This is a genomic window from Cryobacterium sp. PH31-AA6 (genome assembly GCF_030063195.1).
Taxonomy (GTDB): Bacteria; Actinomycetota; Actinomycetes; order Actinomycetales; family Microbacteriaceae; genus Cryobacterium.
On sequence record NZ_JASISS010000004.1, the window covers coordinates 26,538 to 51,238 of the forward strand.

18 protein-coding genes and 2 tRNA genes are annotated in these 24,701 nt (G+C 67.6%); 11 read left to right on the top strand and 9 right to left on the bottom strand.

Annotated elements, in window-relative coordinates:
• Nucleotides 1-103: 103 nt before the first annotated feature.
• Nucleotides 104-1,036, bottom strand: coding sequence for an ROK family protein (locus tag QMG61_RS04790; protein WP_283493200.1), 933 nt, complete (start codon nucleotides 1,034-1,036; stop codon nucleotides 104-106).
• 122 nt (nucleotides 1,037-1,158) lie between these two features.
• On the opposite strand from QMG61_RS04790, the gene QMG61_RS04795 reads away from it, so the two are divergent.
• Genes QMG61_RS04795 through QMG61_RS04810 form a run of 4 tightly spaced genes read left to right on the top strand, consistent with a single transcriptional unit; the run spans nucleotide 1,159 to nucleotide 5,561 of the window.
• Nucleotides 1,159-2,109, top strand: coding sequence for a sugar-binding transcriptional regulator (locus QMG61_RS04795; protein ID WP_283493201.1), 951 nt, complete (start codon nucleotides 1,159-1,161; stop codon nucleotides 2,107-2,109).
• A 25-nt stretch (nucleotides 2,110-2,134) separates the two neighbouring features.
• Entirely contained in the window at nucleotides 2,135-3,154 is a 1,020-nt protein-coding gene (gene deoC, locus QMG61_RS04800) for a deoxyribose-phosphate aldolase (protein WP_283493202.1), read from the top strand.
• A gap of 11 nt (nucleotides 3,155-3,165) precedes the next feature.
• Nucleotides 3,166-4,701: an aldehyde dehydrogenase family protein gene (locus QMG61_RS04805; RefSeq protein WP_283493203.1), complete on the top strand. Its 1,536-nt coding sequence runs from the start codon at nucleotides 3,166-3,168 to the stop codon at nucleotides 4,699-4,701.
• Nucleotides 4,698-5,561, top strand: coding sequence for an aldehyde dehydrogenase family protein (locus tag QMG61_RS04810; protein WP_283493204.1), 864 nt, complete (start codon nucleotides 4,698-4,700; stop codon nucleotides 5,559-5,561). Before QMG61_RS04805 ends, QMG61_RS04810 begins: the two co-directional genes overlap by 4 nt.
• Before the next feature lie 74 nt (nucleotides 5,562-5,635).
• On the opposite strand, the gene QMG61_RS04815 is transcribed toward QMG61_RS04810, so the two are convergent.
• The gene (locus tag QMG61_RS04815; protein WP_502847008.1) at nucleotides 5,636-6,997 is read right to left on the bottom strand and encodes a zinc-dependent metalloprotease; all 1,362 of its coding nucleotides are present in this window, start codon (nucleotides 6,995-6,997) and stop codon (nucleotides 5,636-5,638) included.
• A 124-nt stretch (nucleotides 6,998-7,121) separates the two neighbouring features.
• Between QMG61_RS04815 and QMG61_RS04820 the strand changes: the two genes are divergently transcribed.
• The 7 genes from QMG61_RS04820 (at nucleotide 7,122) to QMG61_RS04850 (ending at nucleotide 15,006) form a co-directional block, all read left to right on the top strand.
• A complete protein-coding gene (locus tag QMG61_RS04820; RefSeq protein ID WP_283493205.1) occupies nucleotides 7,122-8,234 on the top strand; it encodes a YlbL family protein in 1,113 nt (370 codons plus the stop codon).
• Nucleotides 8,235-8,378: 144 nt separating this feature from the next.
• Nucleotides 8,379-11,225, top strand: coding sequence for a UPF0182 family membrane protein (locus QMG61_RS04825; protein ID WP_283493206.1), 2,847 nt, complete (start codon nucleotides 8,379-8,381; stop codon nucleotides 11,223-11,225).
• A gap of 160 nt (nucleotides 11,226-11,385) precedes the next feature.
• Nucleotides 11,386-11,462: transfer RNA gene (locus tag QMG61_RS04830), tRNA-Met, on the top strand.
• A 222-nt stretch (nucleotides 11,463-11,684) separates the two neighbouring features.
• On the top strand, nucleotides 11,685-12,254 hold the full coding sequence (locus QMG61_RS04835) for a PadR family transcriptional regulator (RefSeq protein WP_502847009.1): 570 nt from the start codon (nucleotides 11,685-11,687) through the stop codon (nucleotides 12,252-12,254).
• Nucleotides 12,255-12,301: 47 nt separating this feature from the next.
• Nucleotides 12,302-14,020 (top strand): ABC1 kinase family protein, encoded by a 1,719-nt coding sequence (locus QMG61_RS04840; RefSeq protein ID WP_283493207.1) that lies wholly within the window; start codon nucleotides 12,302-12,304, stop codon nucleotides 14,018-14,020.
• Nucleotides 14,021-14,078: 58 nt separating this feature from the next.
• Nucleotides 14,079-14,155: transfer RNA gene (locus QMG61_RS04845), tRNA-Met, on the top strand.
• Between the two features lie 140 nt (nucleotides 14,156-14,295).
• Nucleotides 14,296-15,006: a maleylpyruvate isomerase family mycothiol-dependent enzyme gene (locus tag QMG61_RS04850; RefSeq protein ID WP_283493208.1), complete on the top strand. Its 711-nt coding sequence runs from the start codon at nucleotides 14,296-14,298 to the stop codon at nucleotides 15,004-15,006.
• A gap of 74 nt (nucleotides 15,007-15,080) precedes the next feature.
• On the opposite strand, the gene adhE is transcribed toward QMG61_RS04850, so the two are convergent.
• The 7 genes from adhE to QMG61_RS04885 form a co-directional block, all read right to left on the bottom strand.
• Entirely contained in the window at nucleotides 15,081-17,798 is a 2,718-nt protein-coding gene (adhE, locus tag QMG61_RS04855; RefSeq protein WP_283493209.1) for a bifunctional acetaldehyde-CoA/alcohol dehydrogenase, read from the bottom strand.
• A gap of 279 nt (nucleotides 17,799-18,077) precedes the next feature.
• Entirely contained in the window at nucleotides 18,078-19,223 is a 1,146-nt protein-coding gene (locus QMG61_RS04860; protein ID WP_283493210.1) for a cysteine desulfurase family protein, read from the bottom strand.
• A 7-nt stretch (nucleotides 19,224-19,230) separates the two neighbouring features.
• Entirely contained in the window at nucleotides 19,231-20,088 is an 858-nt protein-coding gene (gene nadC / locus QMG61_RS04865; protein WP_283493211.1) for a carboxylating nicotinate-nucleotide diphosphorylase, read from the bottom strand.
• Nucleotides 20,082-21,779: an L-aspartate oxidase gene (gene nadB, locus QMG61_RS04870; RefSeq protein WP_283493212.1), complete on the bottom strand. Its 1,698-nt coding sequence runs from the start codon at nucleotides 21,777-21,779 to the stop codon at nucleotides 20,082-20,084. The genes nadC and nadB overlap by 7 nt, the downstream gene beginning before the upstream one ends.
• Nucleotides 21,780-21,781: 2 nt before the next feature.
• Nucleotides 21,782-23,098 (bottom strand): quinolinate synthase NadA, encoded by a 1,317-nt coding sequence (nadA, locus tag QMG61_RS04875; RefSeq protein WP_283493213.1) that lies wholly within the window; start codon nucleotides 23,096-23,098, stop codon nucleotides 21,782-21,784.
• Nucleotides 23,099-23,156: 58 nt separating this feature from the next.
• The gene (locus QMG61_RS04880) at nucleotides 23,157-23,849 is read right to left on the bottom strand and encodes an NUDIX hydrolase (protein ID WP_283493214.1); all 693 of its coding nucleotides are present in this window, start codon (nucleotides 23,847-23,849) and stop codon (nucleotides 23,157-23,159) included.
• A gap of 95 nt (nucleotides 23,850-23,944) precedes the next feature.
• Nucleotides 23,945-24,700, bottom strand: a complete 756-nt coding sequence (locus QMG61_RS04885; protein WP_283493215.1) for a polyprenol monophosphomannose synthase — start codon at nucleotides 24,698-24,700, stop codon at nucleotides 23,945-23,947.
• Nucleotide 24,701 lies beyond the last annotated feature (1 nt).

Sequence of the window (24,701 nt, forward strand, 5' to 3'; positions counted from 1 at the left end):
CTCCGAGCCGGCACAGGGCGGGCCGCACCGGGCCTGGGTCTCGTGACCGAACGCACGCTCGCGCTCGTTCGCTTCGCCGCACAAGCCGTGGGCCCGGCGCCGGTCAGGCGACCAGGTCTGCCCGGTGGATCAGGGCGGCGGCGCCGATCAGCGGACCATCCCCGGAGAGCCCAGAGGGCACGACTCGCACCCGCCTCGCGAACTCGAACACGCTGCGTTCGTTGACGGCCTCTCGTACGAAGTCGAACAGATCTGGAGTCACCTGGGCGAAACCGCCGCCGATGGCGACGATGTCCAGGTCGACCAGGTTGGTGGCCGAGGCGATTGCCTGGCCGATCGCGCGGCCGCAGCGGCGAACGGCGGCCACGGCGACCGGGTCACCGGCCGCATACGACGTCGAGAGCTCCTCGCCCGTCGAGCCGGTCCAACCCTGACCGCGGGCCCAGGCGACGGTGCGCGGGCCGGATGCGACGGCCTCGAGGCAGCCGATCCCGCCGCAGGCGCACCGGTCATCAAAACCGCCGACCTCGATGTGGCCGATGTGCCCGGCATTGCCGCTCGGCCCCGATACCGTCCTGCCGCCGAGGATGAGGCCGCCGCCGACGCCGGTGGACACGACCATGCCCATCAGGCTGTCCGTGCCCTGCCCCGCCCCGAGCCAGTGCTCGGCCAGGGTGATGCACAGGCCGTCCAGGCGCACCCGCACCGGGACATCCGGAACCAGCCCGTCGACCAGGTCCCCGAGCGGGTACCCGCGCCAGGCTGGGAGGTTGAGTGGTGAGACGGTCCCGTTTGCCACGGCGATCGGCCCGGCACTGCCGATGCCGGCGCCGACGAGTTGCCCGTCGGCCGGAAGGCCGGCCAGGGCGGCGCCGACGGCCGATGTGACGGCGGCGGCGAGCTGGTCGCTCGATGCGGTCGGTCCGGTGGGGGAGCGGTGGCGGCTCGACGTGAGCACGCCGCCCAGGTCGTCGACGAGGGCAGCCTCGACTTTAGTTCCGCCGAGGTCGACCGCGAGCGCATAGGTGGGAGCCATGCTCCGAGCCTAGATCGTGGCGCCGATGGACCCCCTGCTCATCTGAGCAAGATTCCAAGCAGATGTTGATCGGGAGGCGCGCGAGACTTAGGCTGGATTCAAATCGGATGGAGCGCACCAGAGTGATCGATAGTGACGAACTACTGTCAATTCGTGCCGCCGAGCTGTACTACGAGGAAAACAGGACGCAGGACGAGATCGGCACACTTCTCCGCCTCACCCGCTGGAAGGTCGGTCGGCTGCTCGCCCAGGCCAAGGCCAGCGGGTTCATCCGGATCGAGATCGTCCACCCGCGCGCTCGCCGGCTCTCGGTCGAGCGCAGGCTGCGTGAGGCGACCGGTCTGACGGATGCCATCGTGGTCTCCTCGGCCGGCGTCGCGAGCGACGAGGAACTCCAATCCCGCACCGCGCAGGCCGCGGCGGACTATCTCACCGGTCTCCGCCCGGTTCCCCGAACGCTCGGGATCAGCTGGGGCCGCACCCTGCACGAGGTGGGCCTGCACCTCAAGCAGGGTTGGGCGCACGGGGTCAACGTGGTGCAGATCAACGGCGGCGTCAGCCTGAACCGGCGCGCCGGCACGGCCGCGGCGACCGCGGTGAGCATCGCGCACAAGGGAGCGGGAGCGGCGACGCTGCTGCCCAGCCCGGCCATCCTCGAACGCCTCGAGACGAAACAGGCGATCGAATCCGACCGTGCCGTCGCCGCCGTGCTCAATCTGGCGACCGCGGCCTCGGCCTACCTCTTCAGCGCCGGCCAGGCAGACGAGAATTCCGCCCTGGTCGACAGCGGCTACCTCACCGCCGAGCAGGTCGCCGAGCTGGTTCGCAAGGGTGCCGTCGGTGACATCGTCGGCCGGTACATCGACAGCAACGGCAACATCGTCGACCCGGATCTCGACGGACGCACGCTCGGCATCCAGCTGGAGCAACTCCGCCAGGCAAAAACGGCGATCGCGGTGATCGCGGGAAGTTCCAAGCACGCCGTCGCCCGCGCCATCGTCGGCAGCGGGCTCTGCAGCATCCTGGTGACCGACGAAGACACCGCACTCGCCATCCTCGGCGAAGAAGCTTGACCAACCCAAACCGCAAGGACGACAGATGACTAGCAGTCAATTGGCCATGGCCCAGCTGAATACCGGGGAACGCGCTCTCGCGCTCCTGGGCGGCGAAGCCACCGACGCTAACCTGCGTCGGTATCTGCACGGGATCCCCGGGATCGACGCCGTCGGCCTCGAGCAGCGTGCCGCAGACCTCGGGTCGCGCTCGGTGAAGACCAGCTCGAAGAAGTGGGCGCTCGACAAGATCATCAGCCTGATCGACCTCACCACCCTGGAGGGTGCGGACACCCCCGGCAAGGTGCGTTCCCTGGTCGGCAAGGCCCTCACTCCCGACGCGGGTGACCCTGCCTGCCCGAGGGTCGCCGCCGTCTGCGTCTACGGCGATCTGGTTCCCGTGGCCGTCGAGGCGCTGGGTTCCGCGCACGCCGCCGGTTCCGACGTCGGCATCAACGTCGCCGCCGTCGCCACGGCATTCCCGAGCGGGCGCGCTTCGCTCGCCGTCAAGCTCGCGGATGTCGGCGACGCCGTCCGTGCCGGAGCCGACGAGATCGACATGGTCATCGACCGTGGCGCGTTCCTGTCCGGTCGGTTCGGCCAGGTCTACGACGAGATCGTCGCGGTCAAGGAAGCCTGCCGTCGCGTCGACGGAAGCTACGCCCACCTCAAGGTGATCCTTGAAACCGGGGAATTGAACACCTACGACAACGTGCGTCGTGCGTCGTGGCTGGCCATCCTGGCCGGCGGCGACTTCATCAAGACCTCCACCGGCAAGATGGCGCCGGCGGCGACGCTCCCGGTCACCCTGTCGATGCTCGAGGTCGTGCGGGACTGGAAACGCCTCACCGGGGCCAGGGTCGGCGTCAAGCCGGCCGGCGGCATCCGCACCTCCAAGGACGCCATCAAGTACGTCGTGACCGTGGCCGAGACCGTTGGCGAGGAATGGCTCACCCCGAGCCTGTTCCGGTTCGGCGCCTCCAGCCTGCTCAACGACGTGCTCATGCAGCGCCAGAAGATGACCACCGGGCACTACTCCGGCCCCGACTACGTGACGATCGATTAAGGAATCACCAAATGAGCTTTCTTGACTACGCTCCGGCACCGGAGTCCCAGGCGCTGCTGAACCTCCGGTCGGACTACGGCCTGTTCATCAACGGCGAGTTCGTCGCCGGTCGCGGCGAACCGTTCCAGACCATCAACCCGGCCACCGAGAAGCCGATCGCCCTGATCGCACACGCCAACACGGCGGATGTCGACGCCGCCGTCGCCTCGGCCCGCCGCGCCTACGACCGCACCTGGTCCAAGCTCTCCGGCAGCGACCGCGGCAAGTACCTCTTTCGGATCGCGCGTCTCGTGCAGGAACGGGCCCGCGAACTCGCCGTCGCCGAGACCCTCGACAACGGCAAGCCGATCAAGGAGAGCCGCGACGTCGACGTGCCCCTCGTCGCCGCGTGGTTCTTCTACTACGCGGGCTGGGCAGACAAGCTCGACCACGCCGGTGTCGGTCCGACCCCGTCCTCCCGCGGTGTCGCCGCCCAGGTGATCCCGTGGAACTTCCCGCTCCTCATGCTCGCCTGGAAGATCGCCCCCGCGCTGGCGGCCGGCAACACGGTCGTGCTCAAGCCCGCCGAGACCACCTCCCTGACCGCCCTGTTGTTCGCCGAGATCCTGCAGCAGGCCGATCTGCCCGCCGGAGTCGTGAACATCGTCACCGGGGGCCGGGAAACCGGGCAAGCCCTGGTCGGCCACCCCGACGTCAACCTCGTCGCCTTCACCGGTTCGACCGGAGCCGGCCGGGCAATCGCCCGTTCCGTGGCCGGCACCGACAAGAAGGTCATTCTCGAGCTCGGCGGCAAGGCGGCGAACATCGTCTTCGACGACGCGCCGATCGACCAGGCCATCGAGGGCATCGTCAACGGGATCTTCTTCAACCAGGGTCACGTCTGCTGCGCGGGAAGCCGCCTGCTGGTGCAGGAGAGCATCCACGACGACGTCATCGACCGGCTCAAGCAGCGCCTTTCGACGCTGCGCCTCGGCGACCCGCTCGACAAGAACACCGACATCGGCGCGATCAACAGCGCCGACCAGCTGCGCCGCATCCGAGAACTCACCGACATCGGCGAGCAGGAGGGCGGCGAACGCTGGAGCCCCGCCTGCGTGCTGCCCGAGAGCGGCTTCTGGTTCGCGCCGACCATCTTCACCAATGTCTCGACCAGCCACCGCATCGCCCGGGACGAGGTCTTCGGGCCCGTGCTGTCCGTGCTCACGTTCCGCACCCCCGCCGAGGCCATCGCCAAGGCGAACAACACGCCATACGGTTTGTCCGCGGGAATCTGGTCCGAGAAGGGCAGCCGCATCCTGGCCGTCGCCGACAAACTGCGCGCCGGCGTGATCTGGGCGAACACCTTCAACCGGTTCGACCCGGCCAGCCCGTTCGGTGGCTACAAGGAGTCCGGCTACGGACGCGAGGGCGGCCGCCACGGCCTGGCCTCGTACCTCAAGCCCGCCTCGGGCCGGTCCGCCGCCCGCACCGTCGCGGCGGCTCCCGCCGAAGCCTCGCCCGAACTCGACGCGAAGGCCGCCGTTTCACGAAAGAAGGCCGCAAAGTGACCCGCCTCGCCGTTCCCAAGACCTACAAGCTCTACATCGGCGGGAAGTTCCCGCGCAGCGAGTCCGGCCGGGTCTACGAGATCCGCTCGCACGGCGGAGACTTCCTCGCCAACGCGGCGCAGGCCAGCCGCAAGGATGCCCGTGACGCGGTCGTCGCCGCACGGTCAGCCCTCGGCGGCTGGGCAGGCGCCACCGCGTACAACCGCGGCCAGGTGCTCTACCGGATTGCCGAGCTCCTCGAGGGCCGCCGCGTGCAGTTCATCGACGAGATCGTGCAGACCGAGGGTGTGACGCCCGCTGCGGCATCCGCTCAGGTCGACGAGGCGATCGACCGCTGGGTCTGGTACGCCGGCTGGGCCGACAAGTACGTGCAGGTTGCCGGCAACGCGAACCCGGTCTCCGGGCCGTATTTCAACATCTCGGTGCCGGAGCCGACGGGCGTCGTCGCGATCATCGCCCCGCAGTCCGGCGGTTCGCTGCTCGGGCTGGTCAGCGCGGTCGCCCCGGCACTGGTCGCCGGCAACACGGTCGTCGTCATCGCCAACGAGAAGATGCCGCTGTCCGCGGTCAGTCTCGGCGAGGTGCTCGCCACCAGCGACGTGCCGGGCGGGGTCGTGAACATCCTCACCGGTTCGCCCGCCGAGATGGCGCCGTGGCTGGCCAGCCACGCGGACGTGAACGCCATCGACCTGGTCGGGGCGGGCGAGCTCGACTGGGTCCACCTGCAGATCGATGCCGCCGAGACCCTCACCCGGGTGTTGCAGCCCGAGAACGGTCCGGATGCCGCGAGCCCCTCGCTCGCCCGCATCGTCGCGTTCACGGAGACCAAGACGATCTGGCACACCAAGGGCCTGATCTAGGTCACCAGGATCTCGACAAGCTCGATCACCGCTCGACAAGCTCGATCACCCCGGTGGTCGAGCTTGTCGAGACCCTACGCCTCGTGCGGCCGGTCGGTGTTGTCGTCGCGCAGCAGGTCCTCGAGCGCCTGGTCGATCTCGTCGAGCACGGGCTCCGAGCCCTGGGCCGACCCGGTCAGCCGGGCGACCAGGCTCTTCGGGTCGTCGAGGTCGGCGCTCGTGGGCAGCAGGTCGGGGTGCGCCCAGAGTTCGTCGCGTCCCTCGTTGCCGACGGCATCTGTCACGGCCTGCCACATTGCCGCGGCCTCCCGCAGCCGGCGTGGCCGGAGTTCCAGGCCGACCAGGGTGGAGAACGCGGATTCGGCGGGGCCGCCGGACGCCCGGCGACGCTTCACGGTTTCGGCGATCGCGTCGGCCTTCGGCAGCCGTTCGGTCGCCTCCAGCGTGACCACGTCGACCCAGCCCTCGACCAGGGCGAGCATGGTCTCCAGCCGATCGAGCGCCGCCAGTTGGGCGTCGGTCTTGGGCGGGATCAGCGAACCGTTCACCATCGCCTGGCGCAGTTCCTCCGGGTTGGACGGGTCGAAGCCCTCGGCCAGTTCCTCGAGCCGACCGGTGTCGATGTGGATCCCGCGCGCGAAGTCGGTGATGGAACTGACCAGGTGAAGCCGGAGCCAGCGGGAATGCCGGAACAACCGTGCGTGCGCGAGCTCACGGACGGCCAGGTAGATCTGCACCTGGTCGATGGGCACGTCGAGGCCTTCGCCGAACTCGGCGACATTCTGGGGCAGCAGTGCCGCCACCTGGTCGCTGAGCAGGGGGATCCCGACGTCGCCGCCGGAGACGACCTCGCTTGCGAGCTGGCCGACGACCTGCCCGAGCTGCATCGCGAACAGGGTTCCGCCGATGCTGCGCATGACCTGGCTCGCGCCGGCCATCATGCCCTGCAGTTCCTCCGGGGCCTGTTCGGTGAGCACCCGGGTGAGCGAATCGGAGATGCTCGTCGCGACCGGCTCGGCCAACTGGGTCCACAGCGGCATGGTTGCGGTGACCCATTCCTTGCGGGTCATCAGTCGCGGCGACGTGGTGAGTTCGGCGACGGAGATCACGTCGTCCAACCAGAGGGCGGCAACGTGGAAGGCCTGGTCGAGCTCGGCTCGCTCCTTCGGGGTCGGAGCAAGGGCCCCGGCCGCGGCGCGTTCCTGACCCTGGCTGAGGGCGATGTCCCAGTTGATTCCGCCGTCGACGCCGCCCTGCAGGGCGCCCTGCAACTGGCTCATCAGCGCGGCAATGCTCGCGGGGTCACTGGGAAGTCCCGCAGCACCGGCGAGCTGGCTCGGATCAATCGACGACTTCCCTGACAGGATGTCGCGCAGCATGTCCCTGAATTCGTCTTCTGGATTGTGACCCTCTTCGGGTCGTGAGTCGTCGGCCACTTCAGGCACCTCTCAGTCGCGTGCCTCTACGCTATCCGGAGATCGCCTGTCCGAGCTGGGAAATGTCCCACGCCGGCTGGTCTGGTGTCCGCCTGTCGCGAACACGCAACATGGAAGGAACCCGGTGGCCCTTTTCACCGATGACGCGCCGTCGTCCGGCGAACATTCCCCGCGCCCGGGCCGAGCCGGAAGCGTCGGCTGGATCGTGCTCGCGGTGGCCCTCGGGATCGGTCTCATCCTCGGCGTGACCCCCTCTCCATACGTGATCGAGAAGCCGGGTCCGGTCTACAACACGATCGGCACGGCCCAGCACAACGGCAAAGAGACGCCCCTGATCACCATCCCCGGCGAGAAGGTCTACCCGACGGAAGGCAGCCTCGACCTGCTCACGGTGTCGCTGGTCGGCAACCCGGAGAACCGGCCGAGCTGGCTGAACGTCGCGGCGGCCTGGTTTGATCCCAGCCAGGCGGTCATCCCGATTGACGCCGCCTTCCCGCCGAGTGTCACGACCAAGCAGCGTGACTCTCAGAACCAGGCGTTGATGGTCAATTCGCAACAGGATGCCATCGCCGCGGCCCTGACCAGCCTCGGCTATGACTATCCGACGCTGGTCTCCGTCGTGTCACTGCCCAAGGACTCGCCGGCCGCCGGGATCATGAAGGCGGGCGACCAGGTCGTCTCCGTCAACGGCTCCGCCGTTGCCGACATCGTCGCGCTCCGTCAGGCCCTCAAAACGAACGGCACGGGGAAGCCGGCGAGCATCGGCATCGTGCGCGACGGCACGGCGCTCACCGTGGACGTCACCCCGGAGGAGTCCTCTGGTGCCGTCGTCGTCGGCATCAACGTCACGACGTCCTACGACTTCCCGTTCGAGGTGAAGATCCAGCTCGACCAGGTTGGCGGGCCGAGCGCCGGAATGATGTTCGCCCTGGGAATCATCGACAAGCTCACACCCGGCGCCATCCAGGGCGGGGCGGATGTCGCGGGCACCGGAACCATCGACCAGACCGGAACGATCGGCCCGATCGGGGGCATCCGTCAGAAACTCACGGCCGCCAGCGACGCTGGCGTGGACTGGTTCCTGGCGCCGGCGGGCAATTGCGATGAGGTCACCGGGAACATCCCCGACGGGCTCAATGTCTTCGCGGTCAAGACGCTGGACGACTCGCTGGCGGTGCTCGACGCCATCCGCACCGACGGTGACCTGGCCAAGCTGCCCATCTGCCCGACTGACTAGACCGTTACCAGCCTCCCGGTCAATGTGGAGGTATGGGCCGAAAGCCCTGTCTAGACTGGAGGTTGACCCTTTCCGGCGAGAGCAAGAGGCTAATTCGTGAGCACTAATTCATCCGCGGGCACCCCCCGACGGAGCAGAGCCCCCTTGGCCATCACGGCCGCGATCATCTCGGGTCTGGTGATTGTGTTCTTCATCTTCGCCGGACTCTACGCGGATGTCCTCTGGTTCGACCAGATCGGCTTCCTCAGCGTGCTGACGACACAGTGGATCGCGGGCACGGTTCTGTTCCTGATCGGCTTCGTCGCCATGGCCCTCCCGGTGTGGGTCAGCATCCAGCTCGCGTATCGGCTCCGGCCGGTCTACGCCAAGCTGAACTCGCAGCTCGACCGCTACCAGCAGGTCATCGAACCGTTGCGCCGGCTCGCGATGTACGGCATCCCCGCTCTGCTCGGCCTGTTCGCCGGTGTCGCCGCGGCGACGCGCTGGCAGGTCGCGCTGATGTGGCTGAACCGCACACCGACCGGCCGGACCGACCCGCAGTTCGGTTTCGACGTATCGTTCTACCTCTTCGACCTCCCCTTCTTCCAGTCGGTGCTCGGCTTCGCTTCGGCGGTTGTGCTGCTCGCGGCCATCGTCGCCGCGGCAACGAGCTACCTCTACGGGGCCATCCGGGTTAGCGGGCGCGACGTGCTCGTCGCCCGTGCGGCGCGGATCCAGATCGCGGTCACCGCCGGTCTGTACCTGCTGCTCCAGGCGGTCAGCATCTGGCTCGACCAGTACACGACCCTGTCCGACGCCAACGAGTTGTTCACCGGCGCCGGGTACACCGACGTCAACGCCACGATCCCCGGCCGCGCCATCCTCGCCGGCATCGCCGCCGTCGTCGCGATCCTCTTCTTCGTCACCGCGGTCATCGGCCGTTGGCGCCTGCCCATCGTCGGCACCGCGCTCCTGATCGTGAGCAGCCTGCTGCTCGGCTCGCTCTACCCGTGGGTCGTGCAGCGCTTCCAGGTTGACCCCAGCGCGAAGACGCTCGAGTCGGAATACATCAAGCGCAACATCGACCTCACCCGGGATGCCTACGGCCTCGCCGACGTGGAAGAGGTTCCCTACAACGCGAAAACCACGGCCGAGCCCGGCGCTCTCCGTGCCGACGCCGAGACCACCGCGAACATCCGCATCCTCGACCCGGCCCTCGTCAGCGACGCGTTCAGTCAGCTCGAGCAGTTCAAGCAGTACTACCAGTTCCCGTCGAACCTCGACGTCGACCGGTACACGATCGATGACAAGTCCCAGGACACCGTGGTCGCCGTTCGTGACCTCAAGCTCTCCGGCCTCAACGCCGGTGCAACCTGGGTCAACTCCACCATCGTCTACACCCACGGCTACGGTGTCGTCGCGGCCTACGGTAACCAGCGGTCGGCCGATGGCCAGCCGGTCTTCCTCGAGTCCGGCATCCCGAGCAGCGGGTCCCTCGGCAAGTACGAGCCGCGGGTGTACTTCGGTGAGAGTTCGCCCGTCTACTCGATCGTCGGAGCCCCTGAGGGCACCAAGCCGGTCGAACTGGACTACCCGTCCGGCGTCGACGGCGCCCAGCAGACCTACACCACCTTCACCGGCAACGCCGGTCCGAAGCTCGACAACCCGTTCAACAAGCTGATCTACGCGTTGAAGTTCCAGTCGGAGCAGATCTTCCTCGCCAACGCCGTGAACGAGAAGTCGCAGATCCTCTACGACCGCGACCCGGTCACCCGAGTGCAGAAGGCGGCCCCTTACCTCACCCTCGACTCCGACGCCTATCCGTCGGTCGTCGACGGCCGCCTGAAGTGGATCGTCGACGGCTACACCACCTCGGCCACCTACCCGTACTCGACCCCGGTGGGCCTCAGCGACGCGATTGCCGACACCGAGACGCCCCCGCAGCCGTTCGCGCTGGACACCATCAACTACATGCGCAACTCGGTCAAGGCCACTGTCGACGCCTACGACGGTTCGGTCACGCTCTACGCCTGGGACGACGAGGATCCCCTGCTGAAGACCTGGCAGAAGATCTTCCCGTCGACGCTCAAGCCGATCAGTGAGATGAGCGGGCAGCTGATGAGCCACGTTCGCTACCCGGCCGACCTGTTCAAGGTGCAGCGCAAGGTGCTCGGCAAGTACCACGTCACCGATCCGGGCTCGTTCTACTCGGTCGACGACGCCTGGACCACGCCGAACGACCCGGTGTCACCGTCGACGAACACGACCCTGCAGCCGCCGTACTACCTCACCATGCAGGTGCCCGGGTCCAAGGATCCGGCGTTCACGCTGTACTCGACCTTCATCCCGGATGCGACGGGTGCGACCAGCCGTAACGTGCTCACCGGCTATCTCGCCGTCGACGCGGATGCCGGTTCAACCGATGGCAAGCGTGCGCCCGGCTATGGCAAGATCAGGCTCCTCACCCTGCCGAAGGACGACACCGTTCCCGGTCCGGGTCAGGTCCAGGCCAAGTTCAACGCCGACCCGACCGTGTCCACCCAGCTGAACCTGCTCAAGCAGGGCCAGTCCAAGGTGCTCAACGGTAACCTGCTCACGCTGCCCGTCGGCGGGGGACTGCTGTACGTTCAGCCCGTCTACGTGCAGTCCACCGGTGAGACCAGCTACCCGCTGCTGCAGAAGGTGCTCGTGGCCTTCGGTGACCAGATCGCCTTCGAGGACACCCTCGACAAGGCGCTCGACGTTCTCTTCGGCGGTGACTCCGGAGCGAACGCCGGTGACACCGCAGTGCCACCGAGCACGACGACCCCGCAGGCGCCTGGAACGACGACCCCGCCGACCTCGACCGGTGACCCGGTCAAGGACGCGGAGCTGAAGTCGCTCCTGGCCGTTGCCAAGCAGGCGCTCGGCGACAAGCAGGCGGCCCTGACCGCCGGGGACTTCGCCGCCTACGGTGTCGCGGACAAGAAGCTGGCCGACACCATCGCCAGCATGCTGGCGCTGCTCGGATAGCCCAGCCCGCACCGTCCGCCATGCGCGGGTGTTGCGCCGTTTCGGGGGTGGTTTGCCACCCTCGGAACGGCGCAGCACCCGCGTTTCGGCTTTCCGGTGGGCTCTGCGGCCGGCGCGTGGTCGGTCGGTTCTGGAGGCTGTGGTAAATTTGTACTTGTAGCGCGGGGTGGAGCAGTTCGGTAGCTCGCTGGGCTCATAACCCAGAGGTCGTAGGTTCAAATCCTGCCCCCGCAACCAAGAAATACGACAAGGCCGATCCGGTAGAAATACCGGGTCGGCCTTCTTCTTTTTAACCGGAGAACGGCTCCGAACTCGGGTGCCTGCCCACCGGGACCGCGTCGCACCGAAGTTCGTCGACTCGCTGTGAATATCGGAACTCAGCCTCGCTTCCTCGGGCTGACCGATATATCGTTAGGTATCGTCGAGTCTGGATGACTATGGCGCAGAGGAGGAGGAATCATGAGCAATTCATTCATGGGCGACAGGTCCGCCGGACGCCGGAGCGGTGCTGGTGACGGCTGGCCGGCCACCGCGGTGTGGGATGCGATGGAGCAGATTCGCGGCCAGTTCGACCGTAAGGCCGGCCCCAGGATGGGACGAGGCGACGTGCGCGCTGCGGTGCTTGCCCTCCTCGCCGAGAAGCCGATGCACGGCTATCAGATCATCCACGAGATCGAGGAACGCAGCGGCGGCGCGTGGAAGCCGAGCCCCGGCTCGGTGTACCCGACGCTTCAACTTCTCGCGGACGAGGGCTTCATCAGCGCCGAGGAGTCCAACGGTCGCAAGACCTACTCGCTCACGGACGAGGGTCGACAGGCGGCGGACGCCGCGGCAGACCAGCCGGCCCCTTGGGAGGCGCCCGGCGCCCGGGACCATGGCCGACCGACCGCGCTGCCCAAGGCTGGCATTGACCTGGCCCAGGCGGCTGCTCAGGTCGGGCGCACCGGCAACCCCGAGCAGGTGAAGCAGGCCGTCGCCGTTCTCGAAGACGCGCGTCGTAAGCTCTACTCAATCCTTGCTCAGGAATGAGCGTGCCCCAGAAATCGCCGCGGCGGAGAATTGATGACCGAGACTAGATGAGCAACGACGGGGACATGCGCGCCCGCTACCGCAGAATCATGCGGTTCGCCGCTCGATATTTGATCCAGGCGTGGTGGTACGAGCTGTTTCTTCCGCGGATCGGGCTCGCGTGGGTTTCGGCACGTGGGCGCGCGGTCCGCCTCCAGCGCATCGCGCAGCACTTCCATGTGCTTGCGGTCGACCTGGGCGGTCTCATGATCAAGGTCGGCCAGTTCATGTCATCCCGGCTCGACGTGCTGCCGCCGGAGATCACCAAGGAGCTCGAAGGCCTTCAGGACGAGGTGCCGCCCGTGCCCTTCCCGCTGATCCGCGCCCTCGCCGAGGCCGAGTTGGGCGTGACGCTGGAGCGTGCGTTCTCGTTCGTCGATCCGATTCCGCTGGCCGCGGCATCCCTCGGTCAGGTTCACCGTGCGCGGCTCGAAGAAGCGGATGCCGCGGAGACGGGCCTGTTGGACGTCGTCGTGAAGATTCAGCGGCCTGGCATCGGCGAGATCGTCGAGGTCGACCTCCGCGCACTCCGCCGGGTGGCCGCCTGGCTCAGTCGCGTGCGCCTCGTCTCGGATCGGGTCGATATGCCCACCCTCGTCGAGGAATTCGCAGCAACGAGCCTCGAGGAGATCGACTACCTGCACGAGGCAACGAGTGCCGAACGGTTCGCGCAGGACTTCGCGGACGACGACCGGGTCAGCGTTCCCGAGTTGGTGTGGGAGCGGACGACACGGCGGGTGCTGACCCTGCAGGATGTCACCGCCATCAAGATCAACGACGTTGCCGGGCTGAGAGCCGCCGGCCTCGACCCGTCCGACGTCGCCAACGAGTTCGCGGCGGTCATGTTCGACCAGCTCTTCCTCAACGGATACTTCCACGCCGACCCGCACCCGGGGAACATCTTCGTCACCCCGCTCGGCGTTGCTGCTGACAGCGCGGCGGAAGCCGACTCCTCCGGCCGGCACTGGAAATTCACCTTCATCGACTTCGGAATGATGGGGGAGGTGCCCGATGCCCTGCGGAAGGGGCTCCGCAAGTTGCTGATCGCGGCCGCGTCCCGCGACGGCAAGGGGATGGTGGACGGCATCCGTGAGGTCGGTGTGCTCCTGCCCTCAGCTGACACCGCCGAGCTGGAGCGGGCAATGACAAAGCTGTTCGCCCGGTTCGGCGGCATGGGCTTCGCCGAGTTGCAGGACGTCGATCCGCGAGAGTTCCGCGCATTCGCGAACGAGTTCGGGGATGTCGTTCGCTCATTGCCGTTCCAGTTGCCGGAGAACTTCCTGCTCATCATCCGCGCGATGTCACTGACCTCGGGGATGTGCAGCTCGCTCGACCCCGCCTTCAACATCTGGAATGCGGTCGAGCCGTACTCCGCCCAGCTGATCCGGGCCGAGGGTGGAAACCTGGTCCAGGATGTCGCGAAGCGCACGGTGTCGGCAGCGGGCACCATTGCGCGGCTGCCCCAGCGGGTCGACAACCTCCTGACGCGGATCGAAGAGGGCACGGTCTCCGTGCAGACCCCTCGGCTCGAGCGGCGCCTCGGCAACATCGAGCGAACAGGACGGCAGATCATCTCGGCGATTCTGTTCGCTGCGCTGCTGATCGGCGGTGTCCTGCTTCGTGCCGAGGATGGTGCGTTCGGAACCGTTCTCATGGTGGTTTCTGCGCTACCGCTGCTCCACGCCCTCTTCGCGGGAATAGTTGCGCGGCGCGGGCCGCTGCCGTGAGCGCCAGGTGGGGGTTGAACCTCGCGGCATCGGGCCTGTGATAGATTTGTACTTGTAGCGCGGGGTGGAGCAGTTCGGTAGCTCGCTGGGCTCATAACCCAGAGGTCGTAGGTTCAAATCCTGCCCCCGCAACCAATAACCCCCGGAATCCCCGTGATTCCGGGGGTTTTCTCGTTCCCGGCCGGCCCTGCAAGGATGGGCGCGGGACGATCAACCGGGATCCTCCGCCGAGCCAGGGAGAAGTCCATGCCTCCATCCGCGACACAGGTGCCACGATGACGGCCCCGGACGACCTGATGGGCTCCGTGCGGCTGGGCACGGAATTCTTCCGACGTCACCTCGACACCTTTCTCGATGCCGCGCTGGCGGGGGAGTCCCTGCTCCCCGGCTGGACCCGGGCGCATGTCGTGGCGCACGTGGCCTACAACGCCCGTGCCATCGGCCGGCTCGCCCAGTGGGCCGCCACCGGGGTCGAGACGCCGATGTACGCCTCGGTGGATGTGCGCAACGCCGAGATCACCGAGGGGGTGCTGCTGGCGTCTGACGCGCTCGTGAGGCTCTTCGACGACTCCGCCGCGAGCCTCGACCGGCATTGGCGAGAGCTACCCGACGAATCCTGGACTTTTCCGGTGCGGAACGGCCAGGGCCGAATGGTCCCACTCGGCGATACGGTGTGGATGCGCACCCGCGAGGTGTGGATCCACGCCGTGGACCTGAACGACGGGTCGTCGTTCGAGGACATCCCGGTACCGGTGCTGGAGCGCATCCTCGGTGACATCGCCGGCGCGTGGCAGGGCAGGGACGAGCCGGGCATTCGCCTGAGCCTGACCGGACCCAGAGTGGTCGAGCTCGGCCCGGCGGATGCCGCGGTGCACGTGAAGGGTTCGCTGGCAGCCCTGACGAACTGGGCCGCGGGACGGGGATCGGCCGGAGTCACCCTGGGTACCGGCACGGGCATCGTCCCTGCCGCGCCGCGCTGGCTCTGACACCGGCGGCTAGATGCAGAACGGCCCCGCACCTTTCGGTGCGGGGCCGTTCTGCATTCAGTGGGCGGTAAGGCCTACTTGGTGACCTTCTTGGCCGGCTTCTTGGAGTCGGCGACGTCCACGACGGCGGCGCGGTTGGCGCGCACCTCCTTGAACGAGGTGCCGTAGTACGCGGCCTCCATGATGGTCTTCATGTCGGCGAGCATCGGCATCCGCGGGTTGGCCGGTGCGCACTGGTCGCCGTAGGCGCCCATTGCGAGGGAGTCGAGGCGACCGATGAAGTCTTCCTCGTTGACACCCTGAGCCTGGAAGGACGGCTTGATGCCGACCTGGTCGCGCAGCTTCTCGACGGCCTTGGCGTAGGACTCGATGCCCTCTTCGGGCGTCGAGGCCGGGAGGCCGAGGTGCTTGGCGATCTGCTGGAAGCGCTCGGGAGCAATGTAGCTCTCGTACTTGGGCCAGCTGGTCAGCTTGGTCGGGACGAGTCCGTTGTAACGGATCACGTGCGGCAGGTACGTGGCGTTCACTCGACCGTGGATCAAGTGGAGCTGCGCACCCGTGACGTGGGCCATCGCGTGACAAATTCCGAGGAACGCGTTACCGAATGCCATTCCGGCGATCGAGGATGCGTTGTGCATCTTCTCGCGGGCCTTGATCACGCCGGCGTCCGTGCTGTTCGCGGTGCCGTTGGCGCTGGTCACGATGTTCTCGAAGATGAGCTTGATCGCGTGCAGGCAGAGGCCGTCGGTGAAGTCGTTCGCATAGACGGAGACGTAGGCCTCAGTCGCGTGTGTCAGAGCGTCGAAGCCGGAGTCGGCGACGAGGAATGACGGCATCGCGGCGGTCAGCGACGGGTCGATGATCGCGACGGTCGGGAGGAGGGCGTAGTCCGCGAGCGGGTACTTGACTCCACTGACCTCGTCGGTGATCACGGCGAACGGAGTCATCTCTGAACCGGTACCCGAGGTGGTCGGGATGCAGACGAGCTTGGCCAGTTCACCGAGGTCGGGGAACTTGAACGCGCGCTTGCGCACGTCGAAGAACTTTTCCTTCATGTCCGAGAATTCGATTTCGGGGTGTTCGTAGAGGAGCCACATGACCTTCGCGGCGTCCATCGGTGAGCCACCGCCGAGGGCGATGATCGTGTCGGGCTTGAAGGCCCGCATCTCTTCCGCGCCCTTGGTGACGGCGGAAACCGTCGGCTCCGGGAGCACGTTGTCGATGATCTGCAGCGAAACCCGGTTCTCGCGGCGGTTGAGCACGTCGAGGATCTTGTCAACGAAGCCGAGCTTGGTCATGGTCGCGTCGGTGACGATGGTGACGCGCTCGACGTTGCGCATGTCCGACAGGTAACGGATCGCGTTCGGCTCGAAGTATGTCTTGGCGGGGACCTTGAACCACTGCAAGTTATTGTTCCTTCGACCGATCCGCTTGACGTTGATGAGGTTGATCGCCGACACGTTGTTCGACACGGAGTTGTGGCCGTATGAGCCACAGCCCAGGGTGAGCGACGGGATGAAGGCGTTGTAGATGTCACCGATACCACCGAGCGAGCTCGGCGCGTTGGTGATGATGCGGACGGCCTTGACGCGCTTGCCGAACTCCTCGATGATCGCGGGGTTCTCGCTGTGGATCGAGCCGGAGTGGCCGAGACCGTCGAATTCCACCATCTGCTCGGAGAGCGAGATGCCTTCTTCGGTGTCCTTGGCGTGCAGCACGGCGAGCACCGGGGCCAGCTTTTCGCGGGTCATCGGCTCGTGCGGTCCAACGCTTGCAACCTCGACCAGGATGATCGACGTGTCTTCCGGAACCGTGAAGCCGGCCTGCTCGGCGATCCAGACCGGCGACTTGCCGACCACGGACGCGTTCAGCTTGGCGCCGGCGCAGTTCTCCGAGTTGGCCTTGACACCGAAGATGAACTCTTCGAGCATGGTCTTCTCTTCGGGGGTGACCCGGTAGGCGTGCAGGATCTTGAATTCGGCCATGGCCTCGTTGTAGAGGGGCTCTTCGATGATGACGGCCTGCTCCGAAGCGCAGATCATGCCGTAGTCGAAGGCCTTCGAGAGCACGACGTCGTTGACGGCGCGCTTGAGCTTGGCGCTCTTCTCGATGAAGGCCGGTACGTTTCCGGCGCCGACGCCCAGGGCGGGCTTGCCGCAGGAGTAAGCCGCGCGGACCATGGCGTTTCCACCAGTCGCGAGGATCGTGGCAACTCCGGGGTGGTTCATCAGGAGCGTGCTGGCTTCGAGCGACGGAACTTCGATCCACTGGATACAGTTCTTCGGGGCTCCAGCAGCGATCGCGGCGTCGCGCACGACGCGTGCGGCGGCGGCGGAGGACTGCTGGGCTGCGGGGTGGAAACCGAAAACGATCGGGTTGCGGGTCTTAAGGGCGATAAGGGATTTGAAGATTGCGGTCGAGGTGCAGTTCGTCACCGGGGTGATTCCGCAGATAACACCGACCGGCTCGGCGATTTCGGTAATACCGGTAATTTCGTCGTGGCTGATAACGCCGACTGTCTTAAGGTTTTGCATGGAGTTCGTAACGTGCTCGCATGCGAAGAGGTTCTTCACGGCCTTGTCTTCGAAGACACCGCGGCCGGTTTCCTCTACAGCGTGAACAGCCAGTTCGGCATGTTTGCTGAGGGCCGCAACGGACGCCTTCTTGACGATGTGGTCGATCTGTTCCTGGGTGAAATCGGCATATTCGAGCAGTGCCTCGCTCGCGCCTTTAACCAGAGTGTCAATTGTTGTTGCAAGTGACTCGGTGACTGGTTTGTCGATTATTGTCATGGTGCCCCTCTTCGGCAGCCCAACTTGGGCTTTTCGCCTCTTTATCCAATTCTACGACTTCGCGGTCAGGGCCGGGTGTCGGCGAGGGGGTCGCTGGGCCGAGATAAGAGATACATTGATGCATTTATCCTGATCTTCCGGCCCTTTTTCGGCGAAAAAAAAGTTCAACTATTTTCTCCGACCGCGGGAATAAACGAGGGGAATCCCTGATCGGGCGCTTACCGCGGCGCCAAGGGGAGGGAATACGCCTCGGCGGAGGCGCGACGGGGCCGCGCCGGATCAGTGGCGTCCAAGGTGCTGCACGGCTGCGACGGCGTCGTGCACGGCGGCGGCGGCCAGGCCGGCCTCCGCGGCGGTCGTACTGGAGGCCAGCGTGAACCGCACGGCCGTGAGCGCTTCCTCGGCCGGGAAACCCATCGCGGTGAGCACGTGGGAGGGCTCGTCGCTGCCGGCCGCACAGGCCGAGCCGCTCGAGCAGACGATCCCACGCTGCTCCAGCTCGAGCAGGACGGCCTCGCCGCTCGTTCCCGGAAAGATGAAGGACGCGCTTCCGGGCAGTCGCTCGGACGGATGCCCGGTGAGCCGAGCCGAGGCGGTGCCGGCGAGCACCGTGGCAATGAAGGCGTCGCGCAGCCCGGTCACCCGCTGGGAGGCGCCGACGCGTTCCTCCTCGGCCAGCCGCAGGGCGATCGCCAGGGCGACGGCACCCGCGACGTTCTCGGTTCCGCTGCGGTGGCCGCGTTCCTGGCCGCCGCCGTGCACGAGCGGTTCGATCGTGAGCCGACGACGCAGGTAGACCGCCCCGATGCCCTGCGGGGCCCCGAGCTTGTGCCCGGACAGGCTGAGGGCGTCGACGCCGAGCGCGACGGTGTCGAGCGACAGCCAACCCGCGGCCTGCACGGCGTCCGTGTGGAAGGGCACGCCGGAAGCCGTGGCGATGGCGGTGAGGTCGCGCAGCGGCTGGACCGTGCCGACCTCGTTGTTCGCGTACTGCACGGACACGAGGGTCGTTTCCGGCCGGATCAGCCGGCGTAGCTGCGCGGGGTCGACCTGGCCGGTGGCATCCGGATCCAGCATCGTGATCTCGAAGCCATGGAGGCGACGGAGGTAGTCGCAGGACTCCAGCACGGCCTCGTGCTCGATCGGGGTGGTGATGATCTGGCGGCCGCGGGGCGACCCGAGGGCGATGCCCTTGATCGCGAGGTTGTCTGCCTCTGTGCCGCCGCTGGTGAAGACCACCTCGGTGGCGCGGCAGCCGAGCACGGCCGCGACGCTCTTCCTCGCCTCCTGCAGCGTGGCGGCCGCTGCTTCGCCCACAAGGTGGTGGCTCGACGGGTTGCCGAATCCGCCGGTGAGCTGTGGCCAGAGCGCATCGAGTACCTCCCGGCGCACGGGGGTGGTGGCGGCGTTGTCGAGGTAGACCATCAGCGGGTCAACCCTGGAGCACCGCGATGTCGAGGCCGAGATCGAGCGAACGCACGCTGTGGGTGAGGGCACCCACCGAGATGATGTCGACCCCCGACTCGGCGATGGCGCGCACCGTCGTCAGCGAGACCCCGCCGCTGGCCTCGACCAGGGCGCGGCCGGCGGTCAACCGCACGCCCTCGGCGAGCTCGTCGGGTGTGAAGTTGTCGAGCATGATCGTATCGACGCCGGCGGCCAGCACCGGTTCGATCTGGTCGATTCGGTCCACCTCCACCTCGAGGTGGGTGGTGTGTGAGATTCGGTCCCGCACCTGGCGCAACGCCTCGGTGAGGCCGAGGCCCCCGGCGGTGAGCACGGCCAGGTGGTTGTCCTTGGCCATCACGGCGTCGGACAGGCTGAACCGGTGGTTGTGACCTCCACCGCTGCGCACGGCGTGACGCTCGACCGCGCGCAGTCCCGGCGTGGTCTTCCGGGTGTCGACGATCCGGGCACGGGTGCCGGACGTCTCGGCGACGTAGAGCGCTGTGAGGGTGGCGATGCCACTCATCCGCTGCACGAAGTTGAGTCCGATCCGCTCCGCCTGAAGGATGCCGCGGGCCGGGCCGGACGCCTCGGCGAGCACCTCACCCGGTTCGAACGCGGCGCCGTCCGCCACGAACAGCTGCACGTCGATGCGTGGATCGGTCAGCCGGAAGGCCGAGGCGAACACGGCGCCGCCGCTGAAGATGCCGGCCTCCCTGGCGACCAGCTGTGCCGTCGCCACGGCCTCGGCGGGGATGAGCACCTCGCTCGTCACGTCTCCCCACGGAGCGTCTTCGTCGAGGGCGGCGCGCACGACGGTGTCGATGGCATTCGTGGTCAGCATGCGATGGCCTCCTCGGCCTCGATGACGGGTTCGGGTTCAGATGTTTCCCGGCGCAGCTCCCGGCTGTGGGCGACCGTGTGCGCGAGCTCGGGCCGGCTGGTGGGGAAATCGGAGCGGTAGTGGGCGCCGCGGGATTCCTCCCGGCCGAGCGCGGCCACGACGGTGATCCGGGCGAGGTCGAACAGGTTCGCGTCCTCATATGCTCGGATCTGCGCCTCCGGGCCGGGGGCGGCATCCGGGCCGGTGGCCGGGCGGATCCAGTCGGCCAGGGTCGTGGCCGCGGTGGCGAGGCCGTCGCCGCTACGGAGCACACCGGCGTACTGCCACATGACCCTCTGGATCGCGTCGCGGTCGGCCACCGTTCGTTGAGCGCCTGACTCGGCCCGTGGGCCGGCCGGATGGCCGGGGGTGGGGCCGTGCGGGGGGATGTGGCTCGGTCGGGTGGCATCGCGGTCCGCGGCATCCGCCGGGTCGGCGAGCGAGTCGCCCAGTGCGCGCACGGCCCGGTCGGCGAAGACGGCAGCCTCCAGGAGCGAATTCGACGCCAGTCGGTTGGCGCCGTGGGCGCCGGTGCGCGCCGTCTCGCCGACGGCGAAGAGGCCAGGCAGGCTCGCGCGACCCGAGGTGTCGGTGAGTACGCCGCCCATCCAGTAGTGCGCGGCCGGGGCGACCGGGATCGGCTCGGCGGCCCAGTCCAGACCGGCCAGGCGGCAGGCCGCGGTGATGGTCGGGAAACGCGTTTCGAGCAGGTCTCGGCCGAGGCCGGTGGCATCGAGCAGCACGGGGGCCCCGTCCTGTTCCGCCATTTCGTGGGCGATGCTCCGGGCCACGACGTCCCTGGGCGCCAGTTCGGCGCCGGGGTGCACATCGAGCATGAAACGCGTGCCGAGCGCGTTGCGCAACACGGCGCCTTCCCCGCGCACCGCCTCCGAAACGAGGGGGGTTCCCGGCACTGCGAGGGCGGTCGGGTGAAACTGGTAGAACTCCAGGTCGGCGACGGCCGCGCCGGCCCGCCAGGCTGCGGCGACGCCGTCGCCGGTGGCCAGGGCGGGATTCGTCGTGTGCGGGTAGAGAGAACCCGCGCCTCCGGTGGCGAGAATGACCGAGTCGGCGGCCACGCTCTGCAGTTCGCCGTCGGGCCCGAGCAGGATCGCGCCGGTCACCCGTCCGTCCCGCACGACCAGGTCGACGAGCATGGTGTGTTCCCGGATGACCAGGCGGGGTTCGGAGCCCGCTATGGCCGATGGCAGCGTGCGGGCACGTTCAGCGCGTTCCCGCACCGTCGTGACGAGGGCGACCTCGATGGCCGCTCCGGTGGCGTCCCCGCCGGCGTGCAAAACCCGCGACCGCGAATGCGCGGCCTCGAGCCCCCTGGTGACCCCGGACTCATCCCGGTCGAAGTCGACCCCGAAGCGGATGAGATCGCGCACCCGGTCGGGACCCTCCGTGCACAACACCTGGACCGCAACGGGGTCGCAGAGTCCGGCGCCCGCGCGCAGGGTGTCGACCACGTGGGACTCCACCGAGTCGTCGGGGAACATCGCCGCGGCGATGCCGCCCTGGGCATAGCGGGTGTTGCTGTCCGGCAGGGCGGCCTTGGTCACCAGGGTGACGGTATGGCCGGCGTCCGTCGCCCGGATGGCGGCGATGAGCCCGGCCAGGCCACTCCCGACGACGAGGACGTGCGTCATGGTCAGGCTCCCTGGCGCGCCGGTGCCGGCGGCAGGGCCGCGAGCATCCGTTCGAGGGCGGTGCGGGCGGGTCCCGCGACGTCGTCAGGTACGACGATCCGGTTGAGGACCACCGGCGGCTCCTCGACGGTGCCGACCAGACCCTCGAGCACCCAGGCCAGGTAGCCGGCGTGGATGCGGTACATCGTCGAGCACGGGCAGATCACCGGGTCGAGGCAGAAGATTGTGTGTTCGGGGTGCTGGGCGGCGAGGCGCTGCACCAGGTTGATCTCCGTGCCGATGGCGAAGGTCGAGCCGGCGGGCGCCGCCTCGATGGCCTTCTTGATGAAGTCGGTGGAGCCGTATTCGTCTGCGGCATCGACGACGGCCATCGGGCACTCCGGGTGAACGATCACCCGCACACCGGGGTGTTCCCGGCGCGCGGTGTCGACCTGGTCGACGGTGAAACGCTTGTGCACGCTGCAGAACCCGTGCCAGAGCACGACCTGCGCCGCGCCCAGTTCCGCGGCCGTGTTGCCGCCGAGCGGCTTGCGCGGGTTCCACATCGGCATCCGGTCCAGGGGCACGCCCATCGCCTTCGCGGTGTTGCGGCCCAGGTGCTGGTCGGGGAAGAAGAGCACCCGCTGGCCGCGTTCGAACGCCCACTCGAGCACGGTCTCCGCATTGGACGACGTGCAGACGATCCCGCCGTTTGCGCCGCAGAACGCCTTGAGCGCCGCCGAGGAATTCATGTAGGTGACGGGGATGACCGGCACCCGGCCGTCGGCATCCGGGGCAGTGCCGTACAGCTCCTCCAGCTGTTCCCAGCAGTCGGTCACGGAGTCGATGTCGGCCATGTCGGCCATCGAGCAGCCGGCGGCCAGGTTGGGCAGGATGACGGCCTGGGCGGGGGTGGACAGCAGGTCGGCGGTCTCGGCCATGAAGTGCACGCCGCAGAAGACGATGGCCTCTGCGTCTGGCCGGCTCTTCGTGGCCTGGGCAAGCTGGAAGGAGTCTCCGACGAAGTCGGCGTGCTGGAGCACCTCTTCGCGCTGGTAGAAGTGCCCGAGGATGACGACTCGGTCGCCGAGGGTTGCCTTGGCGGCACGGATGCGCTCGGCCAGCTCCTCAGGGGATGCGGTCCGGTAGGTCTCCGGGAGTGCGCCCTGCCGCGGTGATCCGGTCGGAATCACGTCGCCCATTGATGAGCCGGGACCGTAGCCCGGCGTGCCGGCGTCGAGTTCCCACGGGCCGGCGGTGAGCTCTGGGCTGCAGGTGCTGCCCGCGGCGGCTCCGGTGCTGATCAGCTTGATGGTCTGGTCGACGGATGCGATGGTCATGGGGTTGCTCCTCGGGGTGATGAAAATCGACGGCAGTTCTCGGGGCCGGACATGGCGGTCAGCCGATCGAGGGGCCGAGCGGGCCCAGGTCGACGGATCGGACGGAGTCGTTGTAGCGGTAGAGCCGGGGTGGCCGGTGCCTGGCGCCTGCCACCCGTTCCCCGGTGTCGACGACCGTTCCGGAGGACTCGACCGTGCGGCGGAAGTTGGCCGGGTCGAGCGGTTTCTGCAGCACGGCCTCGTGCACATCGCGGAGCTGCGCGAGAGTGAAGGTCTCACCGAGGAAGGCATGTGCGATCCGGGAGTATTCGACCTTCGTGCGAAGCCGCCACAACGCGTACTCGACGATTCGGTTGTGGTCGAAGGCGAGCTCGGGGAGCCGGTCGGCGGGGAACCACTCCACATTGCCGCCCTCCACGGCGAGTGCGGCCTCACCGGACTCGACGAGGGCCCAATAGACCACGGAGACCACCCGACCGCCGGGAGAGCGACCGGGGTCGCCGAAGGTGTAGAGCTGCTCGAGGTACTTGGGGGTTAGCCCGGTGGTCTCGCGCAGGGTGCGCGCGGCGGCCGTCGCGAGTTCCTCGTCGGCCGGCAGGCCTCCGCCGGGGAGCGCCCACTGGTCGAGGAACGGCTCCCTGGTGCGGCGCACGAGCGGCAGCCAGAGCGTCTTGAAGTCCGACTCCGCGTCGGGGCGGAGCGCGAAAATGACCGTCGAGACGGCGAGTGTCGCCTGGGTCTGCACGGTCATCTGCGGTATCCACTAAGTAAAGGTCAGTGTGACTCTAACTGGTGACACCATCATATAGTCATAATGACCCGAACTCACAACCCTGTGCTGGACTGTCAGCTCCGATCGGGAACGGCCGAGGGCGCCAACTCGACGGGGCGCCGAGCGCCTTTGCCGGTCAGGCCCCAGATCGTTACCCGGGCCATCGCCTCGACCACGATTCCGCCGCTCATTTTCGACGAACCGTGCGTGCGCTCCACGAATGTGATCGGCACCTCGACCACTCGGAGTCCGGCGCGAACGGCGTGCAGCAGCATGTCGATCTGGAAGCAGTAGCCCAGGCTCTCGACGCTGGACAGCTTCATCCGTTCCAACGCATGGGCGGTGTAGACCCGGTACCCGCCGGTCACGTCTCGCTCCTTCAGGCGCAGGAGCACCCGGGAATAGATCGAACCGCCCCGGGAAAGGAATCGTCGGTACCGCGGCCAGTTCCGCACCTCGCCGCCGGGAATCCAGCGCGACCCCATCACCACGTCGGCGGATTCGGCTGCGGCGAGCAGGTCCGGCAGCTGTTCAGGGAGGTGGGAGCCGTCGGCGTCGAGCTGCACGAGCCGGTCGTAGCCGCGGGAGAGTGCCCAGCTGAACGCCTCGAGATAGGCGGCGCCGAGCCCGTCCTTGCTCGTGCGGTGCAGTACGTGCACCTGCCGGTCCGAGCCTGCGAGCCGGTCTGCCAACGCGCCCGTCCCGTCGGGCGACGAATCGTCGACGACCAGCACATCGGCATCCGGGACGGCGAGGCGTACCCGACCGACGATCGGGCCGAGATTGTCGCGCTCGTTGTAGGTCGGAATGATGACCAGAGTCTGTGCCATG

What these genes read in the sequence shown, in the direction of transcription:
- nadA (WP_283493213.1), bottom strand. Translation starts at nt 23,098, where the DNA reads ATGACCATCGCATCCGTCGACCAGACCATCAAGCTGATCAGCACCGGA.
- nadB (WP_283493212.1), bottom strand. Translation starts at nt 21,779, where the DNA reads ATGACGCACGTCCTCGTCGTCGGGAGTGGCCTGGCCGGGCTCATCGCC.
- QMG61_RS04835 (WP_502847009.1), top strand. Translation starts at nt 11,685, where the DNA reads ATGAGCAATTCATTCATGGGCGACAGGTCCGCCGGACGCCGGAGCGGT.
- QMG61_RS04790 (WP_283493200.1), bottom strand. Translation starts at nt 1,036, where the DNA reads ATGGCTCCCACCTATGCGCTCGCGGTCGACCTCGGCGGAACTAAAGTC.
- adhE (WP_283493209.1), bottom strand. Translation starts at nt 17,798, where the DNA reads ATGACAATAATCGACAAACCAGTCACCGAGTCACTTGCAACAACAATT.
- nadC (WP_283493211.1), bottom strand. Translation starts at nt 20,088, where the DNA reads ATGCTGACCACGAATGCCATCGACACCGTCGTGCGCGCCGCCCTCGAC.
- QMG61_RS04880 (WP_283493214.1), bottom strand. Translation starts at nt 23,849, where the DNA reads ATGACCGTGCAGACCCAGGCGACACTCGCCGTCTCGACGGTCATTTTC.
- QMG61_RS04840 (WP_283493207.1), top strand. Translation starts at nt 12,302, where the DNA reads ATGAGCAACGACGGGGACATGCGCGCCCGCTACCGCAGAATCATGCGG.
- deoC (WP_283493202.1), top strand. Translation starts at nt 2,135, where the DNA reads ATGACTAGCAGTCAATTGGCCATGGCCCAGCTGAATACCGGGGAACGC.
- QMG61_RS04860 (WP_283493210.1), bottom strand. Translation starts at nt 19,223, where the DNA reads ATGGTCTACCTCGACAACGCCGCCACCACCCCCGTGCGCCGGGAGGTA.
- QMG61_RS04885 (WP_283493215.1), bottom strand. Translation starts at nt 24,700, where the DNA reads ATGGCACAGACTCTGGTCATCATTCCGACCTACAACGAGCGCGACAAT.
- QMG61_RS04850 (WP_283493208.1), top strand. Translation starts at nt 14,296, where the DNA reads ATGACGGCCCCGGACGACCTGATGGGCTCCGTGCGGCTGGGCACGGAA.
- QMG61_RS04805 (WP_283493203.1), top strand. Translation starts at nt 3,166, where the DNA reads ATGAGCTTTCTTGACTACGCTCCGGCACCGGAGTCCCAGGCGCTGCTG.